An 18,240-nucleotide genomic window follows, 5' to 3' on the forward strand; every position below is an offset into this window, starting at 1 on the left:
AATGGATTGAATATTCAGTTTTTAATATTGTAATCGCTTTATAACCATTTGAGAACCTTTTTCACAAATTTGACATATTAAAAACATATTAAATATGTCATAAGACTCAGGTGATAAACTAGTTGCACTACAGTGTTGCTTTTGATTATACTAAGGAATAGTTAACGGAAAGGAACGGTGCAAAGGATGATTCATTTAACATGGCGAGAGCGTGAGACCATTAAACAAGTAAAATGTGTTCATACAGATGCAAAAAAATACATAGTAAATAACGCTTTAACTGCCGGAAAAGTGTATGATGTAAAAAATGAAACTGAAGAGTTTTATTACATTATCGACAATAATGGTAAAATCGGCGGATTTTACAAAGAATACTTCCAAAATGTTGACTGACGGGCCATGCCTGCCAGTCTCTTTTTTAATTTTCAACGGGGAATGGGGAAATGAAGATGTGGAATGAACTTTTTGAGTTAGAAGGGGAATGTGTCAAATTAGTTCCAATCACCTTGGATCATCTTGATGGACTATGGGAAGCTGCAAAACCTGACGAAATTTGGACCTATATGGCTACCACAGTAAGAAGTAGAGAAGAGATGGAGCAGATGATTGCTTCGGCTATCCAGAAGAGAGAACAGGGTACAGATTACACCTTTGTTGTGATAAATCAGGAGAATCGTATAATCGGAAGTACTCGTTATCTTGATATTTCACAAGAACATAATAGTTTAGAAATTGGTTCAACATGGTATCACCCTGATGTTTGGAGAACAAGAGTAAACACTGAATGTAAATACCTGCTGCTAAGACATGCATTTGAAACTTGGAATCTTAGACGAGTTCAGATTAAAACAGATTCTAGAAACCTCCGTTCTCAAACAGCGATTGAACGAATTGGAGCTGTTAAAGAAGGGACGCTGCGGAAGGATCGAAAAATAGCGGGCGGCTATGTTCGTGATACTGTATTTTACAGTATTCTCCAGGATGAATGGGAGACAGTGAAAATGGAATTAACAAGTAAGCTAGGGTAGACCTCTAACTTTCGTAGTATAGTTACAAAAAAATACTAAAAAAAGAAGCATTGGCCGCCAATGCTTCTTTTCATTCTTATTAATTAGTACTTGCGTTCATTTCAGTGTTTTTTGCTTTTTGATACAGTTTTCTGCTTAATGCGGTTTGCAGGATTAAAAAGGTACCACCTACTGCCCAATAAAGCGGCAGTGCTGCCGGTGAATTAAAAGAAAACATTACTATCATGATTGGAGACAACAGGCCCATAAATTTCATTTGTTGCTGTTGTTGAGCGGGCATATTAGACTGCGAAACTTTAAATTGGAAATAATAAATCACACCCGCAATTAGGGTAATGATAATATCAGGGTCTCCAAGACTAAACCATAGGAAACGGTGGCTTGCAATCTCTTCTGAGCCACGAATCGCATAATAAAAGCCCGTTAGAATCGGCATTTGAATTAGAAGAGGCAAACATCCCATATTTAATGGATTGACACCATGCTTCTGATAAAGGCCCATTAATTCCTGCTGCATTTCTTGTTTCTTTTTTGGATCTGTTTCATCTTTCATTTTCTTTTGGATGGCTTCCATTTCAGGCTTCATGACATCCATTTTCTCTTTCATGTTCATTTGATTTCTATATTGCTTTAGCATAAACGGCATTAAGATCAATCGAATGATGAGGGTAACAAGAATAATGGATAAACCATAGCTTCCATTGAAAAACTCAGCTAGAAAATGAATAGAAACAGTAAATGGTTCGACAAAATAGGTATGAAAAAACCCATCTCCTTTTCCGTCTGCCGCAGAACACGCAGAAAGGAACAGTGTAGTGAATGTTAATAATAGCAAAATTGGCAAAGAATTTTTGATTTTCATATTTCCTCCTAAGATTGTTTAAGTTGTTTTTAAATGAATAGGGAGGAGGAAATAGGTTCTTCTGTATCATCCTGTGAACTTTCTTTTCTACGAATATATTTAAAAATACGAGTTAGAATAAGATTTCTATTTACAGAGCATTTCTTTTTATAAATAAACAAGGGGTGATTGATTTTTGTATGTGCTGGTTCGCTTATGGATCCCATAAAGCAATATTCCACATTCCATGCCCAAAGTAATTTGATAATGACACCGAAGTAGAGACTTAAATAAAGTGCTTCTAAGGCATTTGCATCAGAAAAATCAATCAGCAATTGGTACAAAAATAATCACCTCACTTTTATCTGTTAATGTTATGAGTATAAAGGAGAAAGGGCAAAGAAGCAATTGAATCCCACTGGAAAAAGCATTGTAAAAATATTCTTCTATTTAACCAAATGAATTTAAAAAAATGCTGCCAATCCGACAGCATTCTTTTTATCGTTCAATTAAGGGTTTGTTCCAGTGGGCAGTAATCATTTTATATGCGAAATCCACTTTCTCTTCTGAAGGTGGTTCAACATGATTTAATGGATATTCCAATCCTAGTGCTTCCCACTTATAAACACCAAGCTTATGATAGGGCAGAATTTCAATCTTTTGCACATTTTCCAGTGTGCTAATGAATTTTCCAAGCTTTTGGAGATCTTCTGGATCATCTGATACAGTAGGGACTAAGACATGACGCACCCAAATTGGTACTTTACGTTCAGATAAGAACTGGGCAAATTCAAGAATATGATCATTTGCCATACCAGTTAATTGAATATGCTTTTTGCGGTTAATATGCTTTAAATCAAGTAAAATTAAGTCCGTATATTGTAATAACTCTTCTAGCTGTTGAATAAACAGTTTAGAGTGTGAGAAACAGCCGCCAGAAGAATCAATGGTCGTATGAATCCCTTTCTTTTTACATTCCTTAAACAATTCAGTAAGGAACGGAACTTGTAGAAGTGGTTCGCCGCCGCTGACAGTGATTCCTCCACCAGATGACTGGAGAAAAGGAAGGTAGGACATGAGATCATCCATGATTTCGGAAACAGTCATCTGTTTGCCGCTGCCGATTTCCCATGTATCAGCGTTATGGCAAAACTGGCAGCGTAATAGGCAGCCTTGTGTAAATACAACATAGCGTATGCCTGGTCCGTCGACTGTTCCTAATGTTTCAATTGAATGAATATTTCCGTTCATGATGATGATCCCCCTTTATTTTTTAAGCAGGAGCCCTAAAGCAGGAGCTCCACAGTATTGTTTTACAGTGATTCGTGGAATGTACGGTTAATGACGTCTAGCTGCTGTTCTTTGGTTAATTTGATAAAGTTAACCGCATATCCAGAAACACGTATAGTTAATTGTGGATATAATTCTGGATGTTCCATTGCATCCATTAATGTTTCTTTATTAAATACGTTAACATTCAGATGGTGACCAGTTTTAATCGCATATCCGTCTAAAATTGATACTAAGTTACGAACCTGGCTTTCTTCTTCTTTACCTAATGCTTTAGGAACGATAGAGAAAGTATTTGAAATTCCATCCATTGCTGAGCTGTAAGGCAGTTTAGCAACAGAAGATAGAGAAGCAAGTGTACCTTTTGTGTCACGGCCATGCATTGGGTTTGCACCTGGTGCGAATGGTTCGCCAGCACGGCGTCCATCTGGTGTATTACCAGTCTTCTTACCATAAACGACGTTGGATGTAATCGTTAAGATGGACATCGTATGAACAGAATTACGGTAAGTTTGGTGCTTACGTAACTTTTTCATGAAGGTTTCAACGATTTCAACCGCAATACTGTCAACACGGTCATCATTATTTCCGTATTTAGGGAAGTCGCCAGTAATTTCGAAATCAACAGCAAGACCATTTTCATCACGAATTACTTTCACTTCTCCGTATTTAATTGCACTTAAGGAGTCTGCTACAACGCTCAATCCAGCAATACCTGTTGCCATTGTACGCAGGATTTGTGTGTCGTGTAAGGCCATTTCAATTCTTTCATAGCTATACTTATCATGCATATAGTGGATAACATTCAATGTGTTAATATAAAGACCTGCAAGCCATTCCATCATTTGATCAAACTTCTGCATAACTTCCTCATAATTTAATACGTCAGCAGTAATAGGCTGGTATTGTGGTCCTACTTGAATTTTTAATTTTTCATCCACACCACCGTTGATGGAGTAGAGAAGTGCTTTTGCAAGGTTCGCACGAGCACCGAAGAACTGCATTTGTTTACCAATCTCCATAGCGGATACACAGCAAGCAATACCATAATCATCGCCATATTCTGGACGCATGATATCATCATTTTCATATTGGATAGAGCTAGTTTTAATTGACATTTTTGCACAATATTTTTTAAAATTTTCAGGCAGCAGTGGTGACCATAGTACTGTTAAGTTTGGTTCTGGAGCTGGACCTAAATTGTCTAATGTGTGTAGAAAACGGAAAGAGTTCTTTGTAACAAGAGAACGTCCATCTTGAGCCATACCGCCGATTGACTCAGTTACCCAAGTTGGATCACCAGAGAATAATTCATTATAATCAGGTGTACGAGCAAATTTTACTAAACGGAACTTCATAACAAAATGGTCAACTAATTCCTGTGCTTCTTCTTCAGTTAAAGTGCCATTTAAAAGGTCTCTCTCTACATAAATATCTAAGAAAGTAGATACACGTCCAAGACTCATTGCAGCACCGTTTTGTTCTTTGATAGCCGCTAAGTAACCGAAATATAACCATTGGAATGCTTCAGCCGCAGTTGTTGCCGGCTGCGAGATATCAAAGCCATGGCTGCTTGCCATTTCTTTTAATTCTTTTAATGCACGAATTTGCTCGGCAATTTCTTCACGAAGACGCATATTGTCTTCAGTCATTACCTTGCTTGTATTTTTTTGATCTTGTTGTTTTTGCTTGATTAAGAAATCTACACCATATAATGCAACACGACGATAGTCACCGATAATACGACCACGGCCGTAGGCATCTGGGAGACCGGTGATAATTGCTGCTTTACGTGCTAGCATCATTTCGTCCGTATATGCATCGAAAACCCCTTGGTTATGAGTTTTGCGGAACTCTGTAAAGAATCTTTCAATTTCTGGATTTAGTTCATATCCATATGATTCTAATGCTGCTTTCGCCATCCGGATTCCACCAAAAGGCTGCATAGAACGGTTAAATGGCTTGTCAGTTTGGACCCCAACAACTTTTTCAAGTTCTTCGTTAAGGTAACCAGGAGTGTGAGAAGTGATCGTAGATACTGTTTCAGTATCCATGTCGAGGACTCCGCCTTTTTCGCGTTCCTGTTTGGTGAGTTCCATTACCTGTTCCCAAAGCTTGTTTGTTGCGTCAGTTGCACCTGCTAGGAAGGTATCGTCACCTTCGTATTGATTATAGTTTTTTAGTATGAAATCACGAACATCTACTTCTTTTGTCCAAGTTCCTTTTGTAAAACCTTTCCATTGATCCATGATTATTTCACCTCGTAAGTTTGTGTAAGATTTAATATAACAGTGTTGCTGTTATTTCTTAACTAGAGTGTAACAGATTTTTTGTGAAAGAAAGCACAGCTATTGTTAACATATTGTGAAGTCTTGTTTTTAAGGGGTTTTTTGGAGTTGTTTTTGAACTTTTTATGAACGGATATCGAAATACGAAAAATCTGTACTATAATTATTTGAACAAAAATACATTCTGTTATATAGGAGAAACACGATGATATCAACATCTTGATAGTGAAAACCTATGAAACAGGCATCTAATAAAAATGAAAAAAACAGGAGAATAAACTCCTGCTTTTAATCCACGATAATATCAGCAATCATTGGACCATTATGGTCTCTGTCTCCATGTACTTCACAAATTAAACGATAGGTACCCTTTTTATCAATTTGTAGAGGGACCATTGTTTCTTCACCTTTTTTGACTGTACCCTTAATGTCCGTACCTTCAATATAGAATGGGTGCTCTTCCCCGTTAACACCACTAATGTATAAGTTTACTTTTTCTCCTGTGTTCAGTTGAATCGTACCTGGATCCCAGCGGTATACTTCAATTTCCTTTCCGTCCTTCGTTTTACTGTTATACTCTACAGTCACCATATGAATTTCTCTTATATCTTCATTAGCGGTTTGATTAAACACTGTGGTATCTCCTGCTTTTAATAAAAACCAAGCAGAAATAGTAACAAGTAGGAAAGCTGTTACTAAAATAAAGACAAGTGTATCTTTTTTTAATACTAAAAATTTCATTATTAACCCCCCAATAATTTGTCCTAATTAATGTTTATGCAAACAAGGTAGGGAAACTTGTCTCTTTTTTTAAATTTTTTCAAATTGAGTTTATTACAATTATTTCAATATAACTCCAAACTCTTTTCGGTAGAATAACAGTTCATCTATAAATATTTACATTCTAAGAAATTTTGATAAAATCAGATGATAAATGAAAAGTAAGGATGTTGGAAATTGTCAAAATTAGTTTCAGTTTTTATGATCTTGACGCTTCTCTTATCAAACCAGGTTAATGCATACGCAGAAGAAAATCAGACACTTGAGATAAAAAGTGAGTCTGCTGTACTAGTAGATTCAGAAACGGGTGCCATTTTATATAGTAAAAATAGTAATGAAAGATTATACCCTGCTAGTTTGACGAAAATTGCGACAGCCATTTATGCAATTGAAAATGGAAATATAGATGATGTTGTTACAGTTAGTGCTAGGGCGGTAAAGGAAGAAGGGACAAGAGTTTATTTAGTTGAAGGGGAAAGGGTGCCTTTAAAAAAGCTGATTCAAGGAATGTTAATTAACTCAGGGAATGACGCTGCTGTAGCAATCGCAGAACATTTAGATGGATCGGTTGAACTATTTGCTGCCAATATAAATAAGTTTTTAGTTGAGAAGATCGGTGTTAGTAATACCCATTTTACCAATCCAAATGGATTATTTAATGAAAATCATTATACAACGGCACTAGATTTAGCTCTAATAACTAATTATGCAATGAAGAACCCCGTTTTTAAAGAGATTTTCGGAACAATAGAGCTAGAGTGGGTTGGTGAATCGTGGGAAACGAAATTGCTCACTCATCACCGTCTGTTAAAAGGCGAAATTCCTGTAGATGGTATTACAGGCGGAAAAACAGGTTTTGTAAATGAATCAAAGCATACATTGGCAACAACAGCGGAAAATGAAAATTTAAAGCTGACTGCGATTGTGCTAAAAGCGGATAGCAGTAAGGCTTCGTATAACGACACTGTAAAGCTGATTGAATACGGTTTTTCTAGTTTTAAACATCGTATTATCAAACAAAACGAGCTATTTACTATTCATAAAAAAGAATATTATCCTAAAAATGATATTGTCGTTACGGAGCACGTCAATACTTCTAAAGAAAGCATTTCTGAGCAAGGAATGCTTGAAATAGTAAACACCGGTCAAGTCTCACAATCCATACAACTTGAAGTAAAAGAACCAAAGCCAATAAAGGTGACAAAGGAAAAGCTGCTATCAAGTGAACAGAGCAGTATTAATATCTTTTATGGAATTATTGTATTTGCACTCGCGGGACTGCTAATTGGAGTAAGAAAAAGATGGCTGAAAAAACAATAAGCCACAAAAAGCCACGGAGAGAACACTGAACTGACCCAGTTAAACGGGACAAGAAAAAACACCTATGCTGCCACAGCCCTATATTCAACAGGGCTGTGGCAATTTAATTTTGTAAATGGTCGTATATAATTGTAATAATACATGTACGTATCTACTTTTTCTAGTACAATAGAGTCTGTAAGGTGCGCCCTTAATTGGGTGCTGAATTCTTCCGACTTTAGCGAGGAGTGGAAGGATTCGATTACGGCATTATCATAGCAATTGCCTTTCCGGGACATGCTTGTGATAATGCCTTTTTCTTTAGCTAATTTCTGAAAGGAGTATGATGTATATTGTGAACCTTGATCACTATGCAAAATAATTTCATAAGTTTCCCTTCCATCACAAGCTGCTTCGAGAGTTTCCAGGACTAAACTAACATCTTGTGAATCGCTCACTTTGTAAGCAATAACTTCGTTGTTATACAAATCCATAATTGTTGATAAATAAAGCATTTTTTCTCCGTATGGTAGATAAGTAATATCCGTTACCCATTTTTGATTTGGTTTATCAGCTAAAAAGTTCTGATTAAGGAGATTCTCTACCACCAATTTGCTTTCCCCTGCAATATAATTTTTTCTTTTAACTTTCACTCTGCATTGAATATTGTACTTTTGCATCACTTTTTGGACTGTCTTTCGATCCACTTTTATATTGTAATCTTTACAAAGGAGCCCCTTTACCTTTCTATGGCCCACTCGGTAAGATAAAGATTTACAAATATCAATAATTAGCTGGTGTAAGTATGGTGCCTCATCTTTAGATTTTTCCTTCCAACGATAATAAGTAGACCTTGGAATTCCAAAGCACTCACAAATTTCAGATATGGAATATTTACTTCTAAACGATTCTACAACTTCTACAAAAACTTCCGGAACCACATCCTTTCGACTTCTTGATACTTTCCCATAATTTCATCTCGCATTTCATAGTATTTAACTTTTTTTCTTAACTGACTTAACTCAGTTTCATCATCTGGCCCCTTACCAAAAGCATATTGCTTACCAATTGGTTGAGCCAACCTGTGTCCTTCTCCTTTTCTATACCAACTCATCCAAGTCTTTTTTTGAGTCTTGTTCTTTATCGCATACATCTCCATAATCTCTTTATTCGTCAATTCCCCCGCGAGTTTAAGACGAATAACCTCCTTTTTTCCTCTTCAGGATAAAATGTTTTTTTACCCATAAGAAAAACACCTCCAAATGTCGATAAATGTGGTAATACGACTAAGGGGGTGTTTTTTCCTGTCTCATATTATTGGGTCACTCTACACCTCTTCATGGCTTTTTTTGTATGATATTTGAAATCAATAACATAAGAAATGAAATGATTACCATTGATAAAACGAATGCCCAGGCTAAACTCATGTTACCAGATTCCATTGCCACGTATATCGCAGTTGGTGCGGTTTGTGTTTTTCCAGGTATATTTCCGGCAAACATTAAAGTGGCTCCGAATTCACCAAGTGCCCGGGCAAAGCTCATAATCAATCCAGAGATAATCGATGGAAGTGTCAATGGCAGGGAAACGAATAAGAAAACCTTCATTCTGCTTCCACCATCAACCCCTGCAGCATCTTCTATATCTTTATCGACGGATTGAAAGCCTAATTTTACTGATTGGTACATAAGTGGAAAAGCAACTGTGGTCGATGCGATAATGGCTGCCCAAGGAGTAAACATGATGGAATGTTGAAAAAAAACTTCAATAAAAGCACCAATTGGGCTATTTCTTCCGAACAAGTAAATCAATAAAAAACCTATAACCGTAGGCGGCAGAACAATAGGGAGCATAAGGAAAGTTTCTAGAAGCATTTTTCCTTTGAATTTCTTGTTGTATAAAAGTCTTGCAAATAGAACGCCCAAAAAACTCACAATAATAACTGATATGGCTGCTACTTCAAGAGAGAATCTAAGGGGGTACCAATAATCGATAGTAAACATAATCATCAATCCAATACTTTAAATCCGTATTTTTCAAAAATAGTTTTTGCTGTTTTCCCTTGTAAGTAAGATAAAAATAGTTCAGCCTCTTTTTTATTAGCTGACGATTTTAATATGCCTGCAGGGTAGATAATCGAATCATGGGTTTGTTCATCTGCAGTTGCCACAATTTTTACTTTATCAGATACATATACGTCTGTCATATATACAATACCTGCATCAACATTTCCTGTTTCTACATAAGTGAGCGCTTGTCGGACATCTTTGGTTTGAATAACAATTGGTTCGAGATATCCCCAAAGACCGAGATTTTCGAGTGTTTGTTTCGCGTACTTCCCGGCTGGAACAGATTCTGGTATACCAATGGCAATTTTATTAATATGGTTGAGATTTAAATCAGAGAATCCGTTTATGTCTGAAGGATGTTCTTTGTTTGTGACCAAAACTAGCTGGTTACCTAATAAATTTACCTGGTTTTGTTTTTCAATTAATCCTTTTTGAGTTAGCTCATTAAAGGGGTCTATTGCAGCAGAGAGGAAAAGATCAACGGGTGCTCCCTGGAAAATCTGTTGTTTCAAAGCACCTGAACCACCAATATTATATAAAAGTTTAATATGAGGATTTTCAGTTTCAAAGTTCTTTTTGATTTCGATTAATGCTTCATTAAGGCTAGCTGCAGCAGAAATAGTTAGTTCTACTGTTTCTGTCTGCTGGGGTTTTTTGGTTGAACATGCGGACATGGCAATTAGCAGAAAAATTGCCATACCAATAAAAATAGGGTTCTTCATTCAATACTTCCTCTCAAAATCTATCAAGGTGTCTTTAATCATTATACCGAATGAATATTCTTCCTAAAAGTATAGAATAAGAAAAAAACTGCCTGGGCGGCAGTTTTAAGTATGATCTATGATTGTCCTATGTTGTTTGAACCTATTGAAGTCTGCTTTCTACCTGCTGGCACACTTCTTCTGCGCTCATCCCATTCGCTTCAATAACCGAACCTTTTGTAAAGGTATCCTGCATTCCCATAACATTTGAGTCTAAACCAGTTACCACACAGCAATCGCAATTTTGTGCATCTGATTCCTGTCTAAGCTGCACTACATCATGTCCTTTTTCCCTTAATGCTTCTAGAACATCTGTGAGTGATTCTTCTACTCCAATTCTTGCCATACAAAACACCTCCTCCTGTAGATTATCATGCCAAAGTTCCAGTTAATTATTCTGTATAAGTCACGATAATCTTCAAAAACTAACAAAGGAGGTGTTACTATGGGAAAGCGTAAAAAGGATCCATCCACCATTGGCTTAGCGTCACCACAAGTAGAAGGCCAAGGAACCACAACAACAGAAACAGGTGCAAGAGAAGCCTCTTCATCACGCAGAAAGCAGAAGAGAGACTAATAAAGAAAAAGCGGGCACAATTTGTGTCCGCTTCAACCTTTTACTTATTGTACATCTCCGCAACTTGCTTTTGAACTTCACTATTTTCAAGATATTCATCATAAGTCATTTGCTTATCAACTAATCCACTTGGAGTTAATTCGAAAATCCGGTTGGCGATGGTTTGAATAAATTGATGGTCATGTGAAGAGAAAATAAGTGACCCTTTAAAGTTTATTAAACCATTATTTAATGCCGTAATGGATTCCAAATCAAGATGGTTTGTAGGTTCATCGAGAAGTAAAACGTTAGCTCCGTTTAGCATCATCTTTGAAAGCATACAACGAACTTTTTCTCCTCCTGAAAGAACACTCGCTTTCTTAAGCACTTCTTCACCAGAAAATAGCATTCTTCCAAGGAAACCTCGTAAGAAACTCTCACTTTCATCCTTAGGAGAAAACTGACGAAGCCAATCAACCAGATTTACCTCGCTGTTTTCAAAAAACTCGGAGTTATCCTTAGGGAAATAGGCTTGAGAAGTGGTAATACCCCATTTAAAGGTTCCGCTGTCTGCTTCCATTTCACCCATTAATATTTTGAAAAGAGTTGTTTTGGCAACTTCATTTGGTCCAACAAGAGCAATTTTGTCATTTTTGTTCATAAAAAAGCTGACATTATTAAGGACTTTTACGCCATCAATTGTTTTTGTTAATCCTTCGACCATTAATAAATCATTACCAATTTCACGCTCCGGCGTAAAACCAACGAATGGATAGCGGCGAGAAGATGGTCGAATGTCGTCAAGAGTAATTTTATCTAATAACTTTTTACGGGAAGTTGCCTGTTTTGACTTAGAAGCATTTGCACTAAAACGAGCAATAAAGGCTTGAAGCTCTTTTATTTTCTCTTCCTTTTTCTTGTTTGCATCTGAAGTCAGTCTAGTAGCTAATTGACTTGATTCATACCAGAAATCATAGTTACCAACATAAACTTGAATTTTTCCAAAATCTAAATCAGCAATATGAGTACAGACTTTATTTAGGAAATGACGGTCATGGGATACAACAATGACTGTATTTTCAAAGTTAATTAAGAACTCTTCGAGCCATTGAATGGCCTTAATATCTAAGTGGTTCGTCGGCTCATCTAGAAGTAATACGTCAGGTCTGCCAAATAGTGCCTGTGCAAGAAGAACCTTTACTTTTTCTGAACCGGTTAATTCAGCCATTTTCTTATAATGTAAGTCTTCTCCAATTCCTAGACCTTTTAGGAGAATAGCTGCTTCAGGTTCTGCTTCCCATCCATTTAATTCAGCAAACTCACCTTCAAGCTCAGCTGCTTTCATCCCATCTTCATCGGTGAAGTTTTCCTTCATATAAATGGCGTCTTTTTCTTGCATCACTTGATAAAGTCTTGCATGCCCCATAATAACGGTCTGTAAAACTTCGTGTTCCTCGTATTCAAAATGGTTCTGTTTTAATACTGCCATCCGTTCATTTGGACCAAGTTGAACCGTTCCGGTTTGAGATTCAATTTCTCCGGATAGAATCTTTAGGAATGTTGACTTTCCAGCGCCATTCGCACCAATTAGACCATAACAATTTCCAGGCGTAAATTTAATATTTACATCTTCAAATAACTTACGGTCACCATATCTTAAACTTACGTTACTTACAGTTATCATCTATAATATCCTCCAACAGCAAAATATCTACTAATTATACCATTAAATTAGGCGAAGAGCGAATTCTTTGTTGAATGAAAGGATTTAATAGGAAAAAATAAAACATATTGCAGAAAATTTTTCTAATTTTTTTTCCTAGTTTTCACACTTTATTCATATTTTTGTTGTAGAATAATTTAAAGAAGTAGTGAAGGAATAAAGTAGGTGAGAAGTATGTCGAAAAAGCAACTTACTGAACTCGTAAATAAGTTAAAACAGGCTGGAATAAAAGCAAGTTTAACAAAACCCAAGTCTAACTACCTATTATCTCTACAGCAAATTAAAAAGTATCCATCTTCCGTGAATTAAATAGGTATTAAAAAGCGATTAATCCCAAGGACTAACCGCTTTTTTTATTTTCTCTTATTTAATTACATCCATAATCTCTTCATAGACTTCCTGCTTATTGAACTCTTCGCCCATTGGGAACTTAGAAATGTATTTATTATTTTCATCAATCAAATAGGTAAAGGATCTATGAACGAATTGACCATTACCTGGGTCTTTGTATTGAAACTTCAGTGATTCTGCAACTTCCCTAATCTTTTTCTGATCAGCTTTGATATTTTCCAGGTCACCCGTTAGGAAAATCCAATTGTCGGAATTAGGAATTTCAAAAGCGTTCATATATTTTTGTAACACTCCAGGTGTGTCTCGGTAAGGGTCAATGGTAATGGTAACAAACTCAATTTCTTTTCCGAAAACATTGCTTTTTTCTAAATCATTCTTTAATTGCACCATCTTTTGGGTAGTGGTGGGGCAAATATCCGGACAATTCGTATAAATAAATTCCACAAGTTTTAGTTTTTTATTTTCTCCAAAATTGAATGTTTCTCCATTTTGGTTCACTAAAGTGATATTAGCTGGTACTTCAGCACTTGCATCTCGAATGAGAAAAAAAGAAATTCCAGCCGTAATCAATAGGAACACTGCCAAGCTACTTATAAGATAGATTTTTTTCATGATTTCTCCCTCCTACCTATAAAGATAAAGAAGTTTTTTGTAAAAAGATGTGGACATTCCGTGAACAAACTAGCTTTTTACTGGCAATGCGCGTTCTAGTCAATCGTACAATAGGAAACTGGGCAGTTTTCACAATCATTTTCACGTTTTAGAAAATCAACATTATGAATAATTATTTTTTTATGTTCAATAGAAATAATCTTCTCCTTTTTCAACTCAGTCAGTATCCGGCTGACGATTTCCCTTGCGGTGCCACAGAAATGTGCTAAATCCTGTGTAGTAATAGGGTACCGTGAGATGTATTCCATCCTCTTTGCTCAACCCATAACTGTTTGAAAGTCGAATTAAGGTAGAATAGAGAGCACCTTTTTTCCCAAAGAGCACTAAATCTCTGAATTTAGTCATTGTCCTCCTAATATGATCATTCATCCACTTGATAAACTGATAGCCTAGATTGCTGTTTTGAAATAATGCTTTCTCGAGGGAGTCTAACTGTATGCCCGCTACATGCCCGTCTTCCATCACTCTGGCATTAAATATATAACGGGGATCCTCGGTAAAAAGGGTTAACTCCCCAATTATGTCATGCTCAGAACATAGGCGTAAATATAGCTCTTGGCCTTCGGCATTCATTTTTGATATTTGTATCCGTCCGGAAAGGATAAGGTACATTTCAGAAGCAGGCTGTCCTTCTTGAAACAGAAACGATCCTTTTTTTACTTCAATAATCCTTCCGGCAGAATGTAAAAGTTCGATTAATTCATTGGTAAGAAGGTTCTCTGTTTGAGTATCCGTAGTCATATCTCCCACCTGTTTTAATTATTTGACCCACTCTTATAATAAGTGTTAAACAAGTGAAGAAATAGTCAAATTAAGTTGCATATACTAAAATAGCTATCAAAGCAGCAATTCATTTTGACAATTACTGCTGGTTATTGTATTCTTTAAAAGAATCAATATTTTCTAAATAAGGGAGTATGTTGTATGTTAGGTGTCGTTCTTAACTAATCCAATCAATTGGATATTTTCATTCCTGTGCAGCCTTGTTCATTTTTTATAATGAATGAAGGTTTATTTGAGTACGGTATTGGAATGAAGTTAAGAACAATGGGCATACCAAGCATACATGATTTTTTCCGTGCTGCTGTGTACAATTCCTGTAGACAGTTTTTTTTATGGATAAATACTGTATACCAAAACGAGCAAATACTCGTTTTATTTAGCTTAGCCGCAATGACATTGTTCATTGCGGCTATTTTTATTTTATTTTGGAGGGAAAAACATTGAATACTCATACATTTAAAGTTTTGGAAGTACAAGAAATTAAAAAGAAAATAGCGGAATTTGCTTTAACCAATGAAGGAAAAGAAAAAATCTATAATCTACTTCCATCTACACATCTGAAGCAAATTGAAGCATGGTTAGATGAAGTTTCGGAGGCAGTTGAAATACTTAAGAAAAGTTCAAGTGTTCCTGTTCATGGACTTGGCGGGATGGAGCAAATCTTGGCTAAATTAAACAAAGGGACTGAGCTACGTCCTGATCAATTATCCAAGCTGTATGATTTTTTAGATTGCTGCGGGAAGATGCGCCGGTTCATGAAGGATAAAGAATACTTGGCACCAAGAGTTTCATCATACGTAGCAGCAATTGAGGAGCTGCCTGACCTTGCAGAGGAAATTATCCGTTGTATCCGGAATGGAAGGGTAGATGATTATGCTTCCAAAGAGTTATTGAAGATAAGAAAACAGATCGCTATTCATGAGGATCGGCTAAAAGAAAAAACCATGCAACTTATTCGTTCCAACAAATATAAAACCTTTTTACAAGAGAACGTCGTGAGCCAAAGAGATGGAAGATATGTTATTCCTATTAAGAAGGAATACCGAAATAAAATTAAAGGTTCTGTGTTAGATACTTCTGCTTCAGGTTCAACCTTATATATTGAACCCGAAGAAATTGCTGTTTATCAAGAACAATTAACGTGGCTCTTAGCAGATGAGGATGTTGAAGTCCAAAAGGTTCTAACCTACTTAACGGGGCTCGTTGAAGAGAAAGAGCAGCAAATTCGTATAGCTATCGAAACCATGGTCCATTATGATTTTTTGTTTGCAAAGGCGAAATATAGCAGGTCCATTAATGGCGCAAAAATTAAGGTAAATGATGAGAAGCAGATAAAGTTACTGCAGGCAAAGCACCCGCTCCTAGGTGATAAGGCCGTTCCATTATCATTAGAGATGATGGAAGGAAAAAGTGCACTCGTCATAACAGGTCCGAATACAGGTGGGAAAACAGTAAGTATAAAAACGGTAGGTTTATTGACACTCATGGTACAGTGCGGTCTCCATATCCCTGCTTCCGCAGAAAGTAACCTTAGTATTTTTCAGCGTATCTTAGTGGATATTGGTGACGGTCAAAGTATAACTGAGAATCTTAGCACTTTTAGTTCACGGATCGTCAATATCATTGAGATCCTCAAGGATACCAATGACCAGAGTCTGGTTCTCCTTGATGAGCTTGGTTCTGGAACCGATCCAGGGGAAGGAATGGGTCTTGCAACTGCGATATTAGAACAGCTATATCACAAAGGATTAGTGCTATTAGCTACGACACATTATAGTGAAATCAAAGAGTTTGCGGAAGAACATCCGGGATTTATTAATGGATCAATGGAATTCGATATTGAGTCACTCAGCCCTACCTATCGGCTAATTATAGGCAGAGGAGGAGAGAGTCAAGCGTTTGCCATCGCCTTAAAGCTAGGAATTCATCCAAAAATCATTGAGAGAGCACATTTAATCACGTATAAAGAAATGAAAACCTATGAAAATAAAGAAACTGATAGTTGGAAACAGAAGGAATTAGAAAAACAAGTCATTGTTAATAAATACAAGAATAGAAAAAAAGCTGTTGTAAATCCTGACGTAAATATAATTCAATACAGTCAAGGGGATAATGTGAGGGTTTCACCAACAAATGAATTCGGGATTGTTTATAGCGGTCCTGACCAGCTGGGAAACTATGTTGTCCAAGTAAAAGGGGAAGAAATAGCCTTCAATCACAAAAGAATGAAACTATATATCGCGGCCGAGGAACTTTACCCTGCTGATTATGACTTTGATATCATTTTTGAGTCGAAAGAGAACCGGAAGAAAAGTAAGATACTTTCCAAAAGGCATGATGGTGAAATCATTATTGATCATACGGATTTATAAAGTCAGCCTTCCTACTCGGAAGGCTGACTCTTATTTGCATATTTTTCTGCAAGCAGCTGTTTCACCTGGTTATAACTTAAGCCTGACTGGTTATTTAATCTCTTTACTTCTTCAATGTCTGTTCCTACTACAGTTAATTTTTTTTCGTTCGTTTTCATTTAGATTTTATTCCTTCCTTATATTGTTTATGGTAAAGATTGTTTTTTTAGCAATGAAAAGGACATTTTTGGTACATACTATAAAAAAAGGAGGCGGTTCCCATTTTTTATGGTAAAAGGGCTAAGGATGAAGAAGTTGAAGTAATTATGCTTGAAACTGAAATCTATTCTTGTATGGATAATGCATGTATCGGCTGGATGAGAAAGGATTTTGTTACGGACGACCTGCTTTGCCCAATGTGTGGTAACGAAATGGCTGCAGAAATTAGAGAGCTTCCGAAAATATAAAGAATAAAGTATTTAAAAAGACTGTCAAAATAAATGACAGTCTTTTATTCATCTCCAAAATCAAAAAAATGACCCTCAAATGCCTTTTGTGCCGATTCAGAAGTAGGGAATAAAGCATCATCATCTTCAATAACATGAAAGGTCTCGTTTAGGAACAATGCAAGTGCATTGGGATCCTTTGGGTGAGCAACAATTTCTGCTGGTTTGATATTCGCAACAGTTGGTACATGTGGATTTCGATAGATTACAAACACTTCGTCTCCAGGCTTAGCACTAGAAAGATCAACAATATCCATATCCATTTACCTTCCCTTAATTACAAATTTTCATTCTGCTGGCGAATTTCATCACCGGTTATCATGATATTTGCGTCCTCAAGTTCCTTATGTTGATCAACAGACTCACCAGGAACATATTTTTCACTAGGATAAATACCTCCATGTATGGATGTTTGTTTCTTTCTCGGATGAACTAGATTCCTTACCCATTACAAACACCTCCTTTTTTAAGCTTTTGCTTTCTCTATTGGGTTTATTCCTTCCTTAATTTTCAACAAAAAAACTCCCTGATATGGGGAGCCTGGTAACTTGTTCTATTCGTCTTTACTAGCTAGACAGCGATCACATTCCATTAAGTAGCTTTCTGCTTGTTCTTCCATATGCTGCCCACACTCTGGGCATTCTTTTTTTGGCAAAGTGCGGAAAAATTCAACTGGACTAATTAACATTGAAAAAACCTCCTCTTTTTTAATACAGTTTATTAACCCTAAGTTTGTTGTAGTACAGCATGAACAAAAAAATATTTTCTGTCTATTCTTCTCTTTTTGCTAAACAGCGGTCACATTCCATTAAGTAGCTTTCTGCCTGTTCTTCGATGTGCTGCCCACATTCTGGACATTCCTTTTTTGGCAAAGTACGGAAAAATTCAACTGGATTCATTAACACTTAAAATTCTCCTCCTTTTTTAATACAGTTTATTAAC

The 18,240-nt window shown here is 36.4% G+C and carries 21 protein-coding genes and 2 pseudogenes; 7 read left to right on the top strand and 16 right to left on the bottom strand.

What is annotated here, in order from left to right:
• Nucleotides 1–186 precede the first annotated feature (186 nt).
• Both QFZ31_RS31270 and QFZ31_RS31275 read left to right on the top strand, forming a co-directional pair.
• Nucleotides 187–393 (top strand): DUF6501 family protein, encoded by a 207-nt coding sequence (locus QFZ31_RS31270; RefSeq protein WP_307311883.1) that lies wholly within the window; start codon nucleotides 187–189, stop codon nucleotides 391–393.
• Between the two features lie 50 nt (nucleotides 394–443).
• Nucleotides 444–1,028, top strand: a complete 585-nt coding sequence (locus QFZ31_RS31275; RefSeq protein WP_307310843.1) for a GNAT family N-acetyltransferase — start codon at nucleotides 444–446, stop codon at nucleotides 1,026–1,028.
• 79 nt (nucleotides 1,029–1,107) lie between these two features.
• Here QFZ31_RS31275 and yidC read toward each other — a convergent pair whose 3' ends face one another.
• The 5 genes from yidC to QFZ31_RS31300 all read right to left on the bottom strand — a co-directional run bounded on the left by yidC (nucleotide 1,108) and on the right by QFZ31_RS31300 (nucleotide 6,188).
• A complete protein-coding gene (gene yidC / locus QFZ31_RS31280; protein ID WP_307310846.1) occupies nucleotides 1,108–1,890 on the bottom strand; it encodes a membrane protein insertase YidC in 783 nt (260 codons plus the stop codon).
• A 29-nt stretch (nucleotides 1,891–1,919) separates the two neighbouring features.
• On the bottom strand, nucleotides 1,920–2,213 hold the full coding sequence (locus QFZ31_RS31285) for a hypothetical protein (protein WP_307310849.1): 294 nt from the start codon (nucleotides 2,211–2,213) through the stop codon (nucleotides 1,920–1,922).
• Between the two features lie 154 nt (nucleotides 2,214–2,367).
• Entirely contained in the window at nucleotides 2,368–3,120 is a 753-nt protein-coding gene (gene pflA, locus QFZ31_RS31290) for a pyruvate formate-lyase-activating protein (RefSeq protein WP_307310851.1), read from the bottom strand.
• Nucleotides 3,121–3,182: 62 nt separating this feature from the next.
• Nucleotides 3,183–5,408, bottom strand: a complete 2,226-nt coding sequence (gene pflB / locus QFZ31_RS31295) for a formate C-acetyltransferase (RefSeq protein ID WP_307310855.1) — start codon at nucleotides 5,406–5,408, stop codon at nucleotides 3,183–3,185.
• A gap of 327 nt (nucleotides 5,409–5,735) precedes the next feature.
• On the bottom strand, nucleotides 5,736–6,188 hold the full coding sequence (locus QFZ31_RS31300) for a cupredoxin domain-containing protein (RefSeq protein WP_307310857.1): 453 nt from the start codon (nucleotides 6,186–6,188) through the stop codon (nucleotides 5,736–5,738).
• 216 nt (nucleotides 6,189–6,404) lie between these two features.
• Here QFZ31_RS31300 and QFZ31_RS31305 point away from each other — a divergent pair, with 216 nt between their 5' ends.
• On the top strand, nucleotides 6,405–7,547 hold the full coding sequence (locus tag QFZ31_RS31305) for a D-alanyl-D-alanine carboxypeptidase family protein (RefSeq protein ID WP_307310860.1): 1,143 nt from the start codon (nucleotides 6,405–6,407) through the stop codon (nucleotides 7,545–7,547).
• Nucleotides 7,548–7,609: 62 nt separating this feature from the next.
• Here the strand turns inward: QFZ31_RS31305 and QFZ31_RS31310 are convergent.
• The 4 genes and pseudogenes from QFZ31_RS31310 to QFZ31_RS31325 form a co-directional block, all read right to left on the bottom strand.
• Nucleotides 7,610–8,771: pseudogene (locus tag QFZ31_RS31310) on the bottom strand (IS3 family transposase).
• 92 nt (nucleotides 8,772–8,863) lie between these two features.
• The gene (gene modB, locus QFZ31_RS31315; RefSeq protein WP_307310862.1) at nucleotides 8,864–9,529 is read right to left on the bottom strand and encodes a molybdate ABC transporter permease subunit; all 666 of its coding nucleotides are present in this window, start codon (nucleotides 9,527–9,529) and stop codon (nucleotides 8,864–8,866) included.
• A gap of 5 nt (nucleotides 9,530–9,534) precedes the next feature.
• On the bottom strand, nucleotides 9,535–10,317 hold the full coding sequence (gene modA, locus QFZ31_RS31320; RefSeq protein WP_307310864.1) for a molybdate ABC transporter substrate-binding protein: 783 nt from the start codon (nucleotides 10,315–10,317) through the stop codon (nucleotides 9,535–9,537).
• A gap of 142 nt (nucleotides 10,318–10,459) precedes the next feature.
• A complete protein-coding gene (locus QFZ31_RS31325; RefSeq protein ID WP_283861101.1) occupies nucleotides 10,460–10,702 on the bottom strand; it encodes a YkuS family protein in 243 nt (80 codons plus the stop codon).
• A gap of 99 nt (nucleotides 10,703–10,801) precedes the next feature.
• Between QFZ31_RS31325 and QFZ31_RS31330 the strand changes: the two genes are divergently transcribed.
• Nucleotides 10,802–10,933 (top strand): YuzL family protein, encoded by a 132-nt coding sequence (locus QFZ31_RS31330; protein WP_082799469.1) that lies wholly within the window; start codon nucleotides 10,802–10,804, stop codon nucleotides 10,931–10,933.
• Between the two features lie 40 nt (nucleotides 10,934–10,973).
• Here QFZ31_RS31330 and QFZ31_RS31335 read toward each other — a convergent pair whose 3' ends face one another.
• Nucleotides 10,974–12,596 (bottom strand): ABC-F family ATP-binding cassette domain-containing protein, encoded by a 1,623-nt coding sequence (locus QFZ31_RS31335; RefSeq protein ID WP_307310869.1) that lies wholly within the window; start codon nucleotides 12,594–12,596, stop codon nucleotides 10,974–10,976.
• Nucleotides 12,597–12,809: 213 nt separating this feature from the next.
• On the opposite strand from QFZ31_RS31335, the gene QFZ31_RS31340 reads away from it, so the two are divergent.
• Nucleotides 12,810–12,944, top strand: a complete 135-nt coding sequence (locus tag QFZ31_RS31340) for a hypothetical protein (protein ID WP_306073723.1) — start codon at nucleotides 12,810–12,812, stop codon at nucleotides 12,942–12,944.
• Between the two features lie 54 nt (nucleotides 12,945–12,998).
• On the opposite strand, the gene QFZ31_RS31345 is transcribed toward QFZ31_RS31340, so the two are convergent.
• Both QFZ31_RS31345 and QFZ31_RS31350 read right to left on the bottom strand, forming a co-directional pair.
• Nucleotides 12,999–13,598, bottom strand: coding sequence for an SCO family protein (locus QFZ31_RS31345; RefSeq protein ID WP_307310873.1), 600 nt, complete (start codon nucleotides 13,596–13,598; stop codon nucleotides 12,999–13,001).
• A gap of 95 nt (nucleotides 13,599–13,693) precedes the next feature.
• A pseudogene (locus QFZ31_RS31350) lies at nucleotides 13,694–14,399 on the bottom strand (Crp/Fnr family transcriptional regulator).
• A 482-nt stretch (nucleotides 14,400–14,881) separates the two neighbouring features.
• Here QFZ31_RS31350 and QFZ31_RS31355 point away from each other — a divergent pair.
• Nucleotides 14,882–16,813, top strand: a complete 1,932-nt coding sequence (locus QFZ31_RS31355; RefSeq protein ID WP_307310875.1) for an endonuclease MutS2 — start codon at nucleotides 14,882–14,884, stop codon at nucleotides 16,811–16,813.
• A gap of 11 nt (nucleotides 16,814–16,824) precedes the next feature.
• On the opposite strand, the gene QFZ31_RS31360 is transcribed toward QFZ31_RS31355, so the two are convergent.
• Nucleotides 16,825–16,971, bottom strand: coding sequence for a hypothetical protein (locus QFZ31_RS31360; protein WP_306073727.1), 147 nt, complete (start codon nucleotides 16,969–16,971; stop codon nucleotides 16,825–16,827).
• Between the two features lie 102 nt (nucleotides 16,972–17,073).
• Here QFZ31_RS31360 and QFZ31_RS31365 point away from each other — a divergent pair, with 102 nt between their 5' ends.
• Entirely contained in the window at nucleotides 17,074–17,259 is a 186-nt protein-coding gene (locus QFZ31_RS31365) for a cold-inducible protein YdjO-related protein (protein WP_179597069.1), read from the top strand.
• 44 nt (nucleotides 17,260–17,303) lie between these two features.
• Here the strand turns inward: QFZ31_RS31365 and QFZ31_RS31370 are convergent, their stop codons facing one another.
• The 3 genes from QFZ31_RS31370 to yhfH (QFZ31_RS31380) all read right to left on the bottom strand — a co-directional run bounded on the left by QFZ31_RS31370 (nucleotide 17,304) and on the right by yhfH (QFZ31_RS31380) (nucleotide 18,203).
• Nucleotides 17,304–17,555, bottom strand: coding sequence for a transcriptional regulator SplA domain-containing protein (locus QFZ31_RS31370; RefSeq protein WP_307310881.1), 252 nt, complete (start codon nucleotides 17,553–17,555; stop codon nucleotides 17,304–17,306).
• 296 nt (nucleotides 17,556–17,851) lie between these two features.
• Complete coding sequence (gene yhfH, locus QFZ31_RS31375; RefSeq protein WP_179596064.1) at nucleotides 17,852–17,986, bottom strand: protein YhfH; 135 nt, start codon at nucleotides 17,984–17,986, stop codon at nucleotides 17,852–17,854.
• A gap of 82 nt (nucleotides 17,987–18,068) precedes the next feature.
• The gene (gene yhfH, locus QFZ31_RS31380) at nucleotides 18,069–18,203 is read right to left on the bottom strand and encodes a protein YhfH (protein ID WP_179596063.1); all 135 of its coding nucleotides are present in this window, start codon (nucleotides 18,201–18,203) and stop codon (nucleotides 18,069–18,071) included.
• Nucleotides 18,204–18,240: the final 37 nt, after the last annotated feature.

Origin of the sequence: Neobacillus niacini, assembly GCF_030817595.1 — a bacterium.
GTDB classification, from domain to species: domain Bacteria; phylum Bacillota; class Bacilli; order Bacillales; family Cytobacillaceae; genus Neobacillus; species Neobacillus niacini_G.

Bases quoted from the DNA above. Each gene is read 5' to 3' on its own strand.
- pflA (WP_307310851.1), bottom strand. From the start codon at position 3,120: ATGAACGGAAATATTCATTCAATTGAAACATTAGGAACAGTCGACGGA.
- QFZ31_RS31300 (WP_307310857.1), bottom strand. From the start codon at position 6,188: ATGAAATTTTTAGTATTAAAAAAAGATACACTTGTCTTTATTTTAGTA.
- QFZ31_RS31325 (WP_283861101.1), bottom strand. From the start codon at position 10,702: ATGGCAAGAATTGGAGTAGAAGAATCACTCACAGATGTTCTAGAAGCA.
- modB (WP_307310862.1), bottom strand. From the start codon at position 9,529: ATGTTTACTATCGATTATTGGTACCCCCTTAGATTCTCTCTTGAAGTA.
- QFZ31_RS31275 (WP_307310843.1), top strand. From the start codon at position 444: ATGAAGATGTGGAATGAACTTTTTGAGTTAGAAGGGGAATGTGTCAAA.
- QFZ31_RS31340 (WP_306073723.1), top strand. From the start codon at position 12,810: ATGTCGAAAAAGCAACTTACTGAACTCGTAAATAAGTTAAAACAGGCT.
- QFZ31_RS31370 (WP_307310881.1), bottom strand. From the start codon at position 17,555: ATGGATATTGTTGATCTTTCTAGTGCTAAGCCTGGAGACGAAGTGTTT.
- QFZ31_RS31345 (WP_307310873.1), bottom strand. From the start codon at position 13,598: ATGAAAAAAATCTATCTTATAAGTAGCTTGGCAGTGTTCCTATTGATT.
- yhfH (WP_179596064.1), bottom strand. From the start codon at position 17,986: ATGTTAATTAGTCCAGTTGAATTTTTCCGCACTTTGCCAAAAAAAGAA.
- QFZ31_RS31360 (WP_306073727.1), bottom strand. From the start codon at position 16,971: ATGAAAACGAACGAAAAAAAATTAACTGTAGTAGGAACAGACATTGAA.
- QFZ31_RS31335 (WP_307310869.1), bottom strand. From the start codon at position 12,596: ATGATAACTGTAAGTAACGTAAGTTTAAGATATGGTGACCGTAAGTTA.
- modA (WP_307310864.1), bottom strand. From the start codon at position 10,317: ATGAAGAACCCTATTTTTATTGGTATGGCAATTTTTCTGCTAATTGCC.
- pflB (WP_307310855.1), bottom strand. From the start codon at position 5,408: ATGGATCAATGGAAAGGTTTTACAAAAGGAACTTGGACAAAAGAAGTA.
- yidC (WP_307310846.1), bottom strand. From the start codon at position 1,890: ATGAAAATCAAAAATTCTTTGCCAATTTTGCTATTATTAACATTCACT.
- QFZ31_RS31270 (WP_307311883.1), top strand. From the start codon at position 187: ATGATTCATTTAACATGGCGAGAGCGTGAGACCATTAAACAAGTAAAA.
- QFZ31_RS31330 (WP_082799469.1), top strand. From the start codon at position 10,802: ATGGGAAAGCGTAAAAAGGATCCATCCACCATTGGCTTAGCGTCACCA.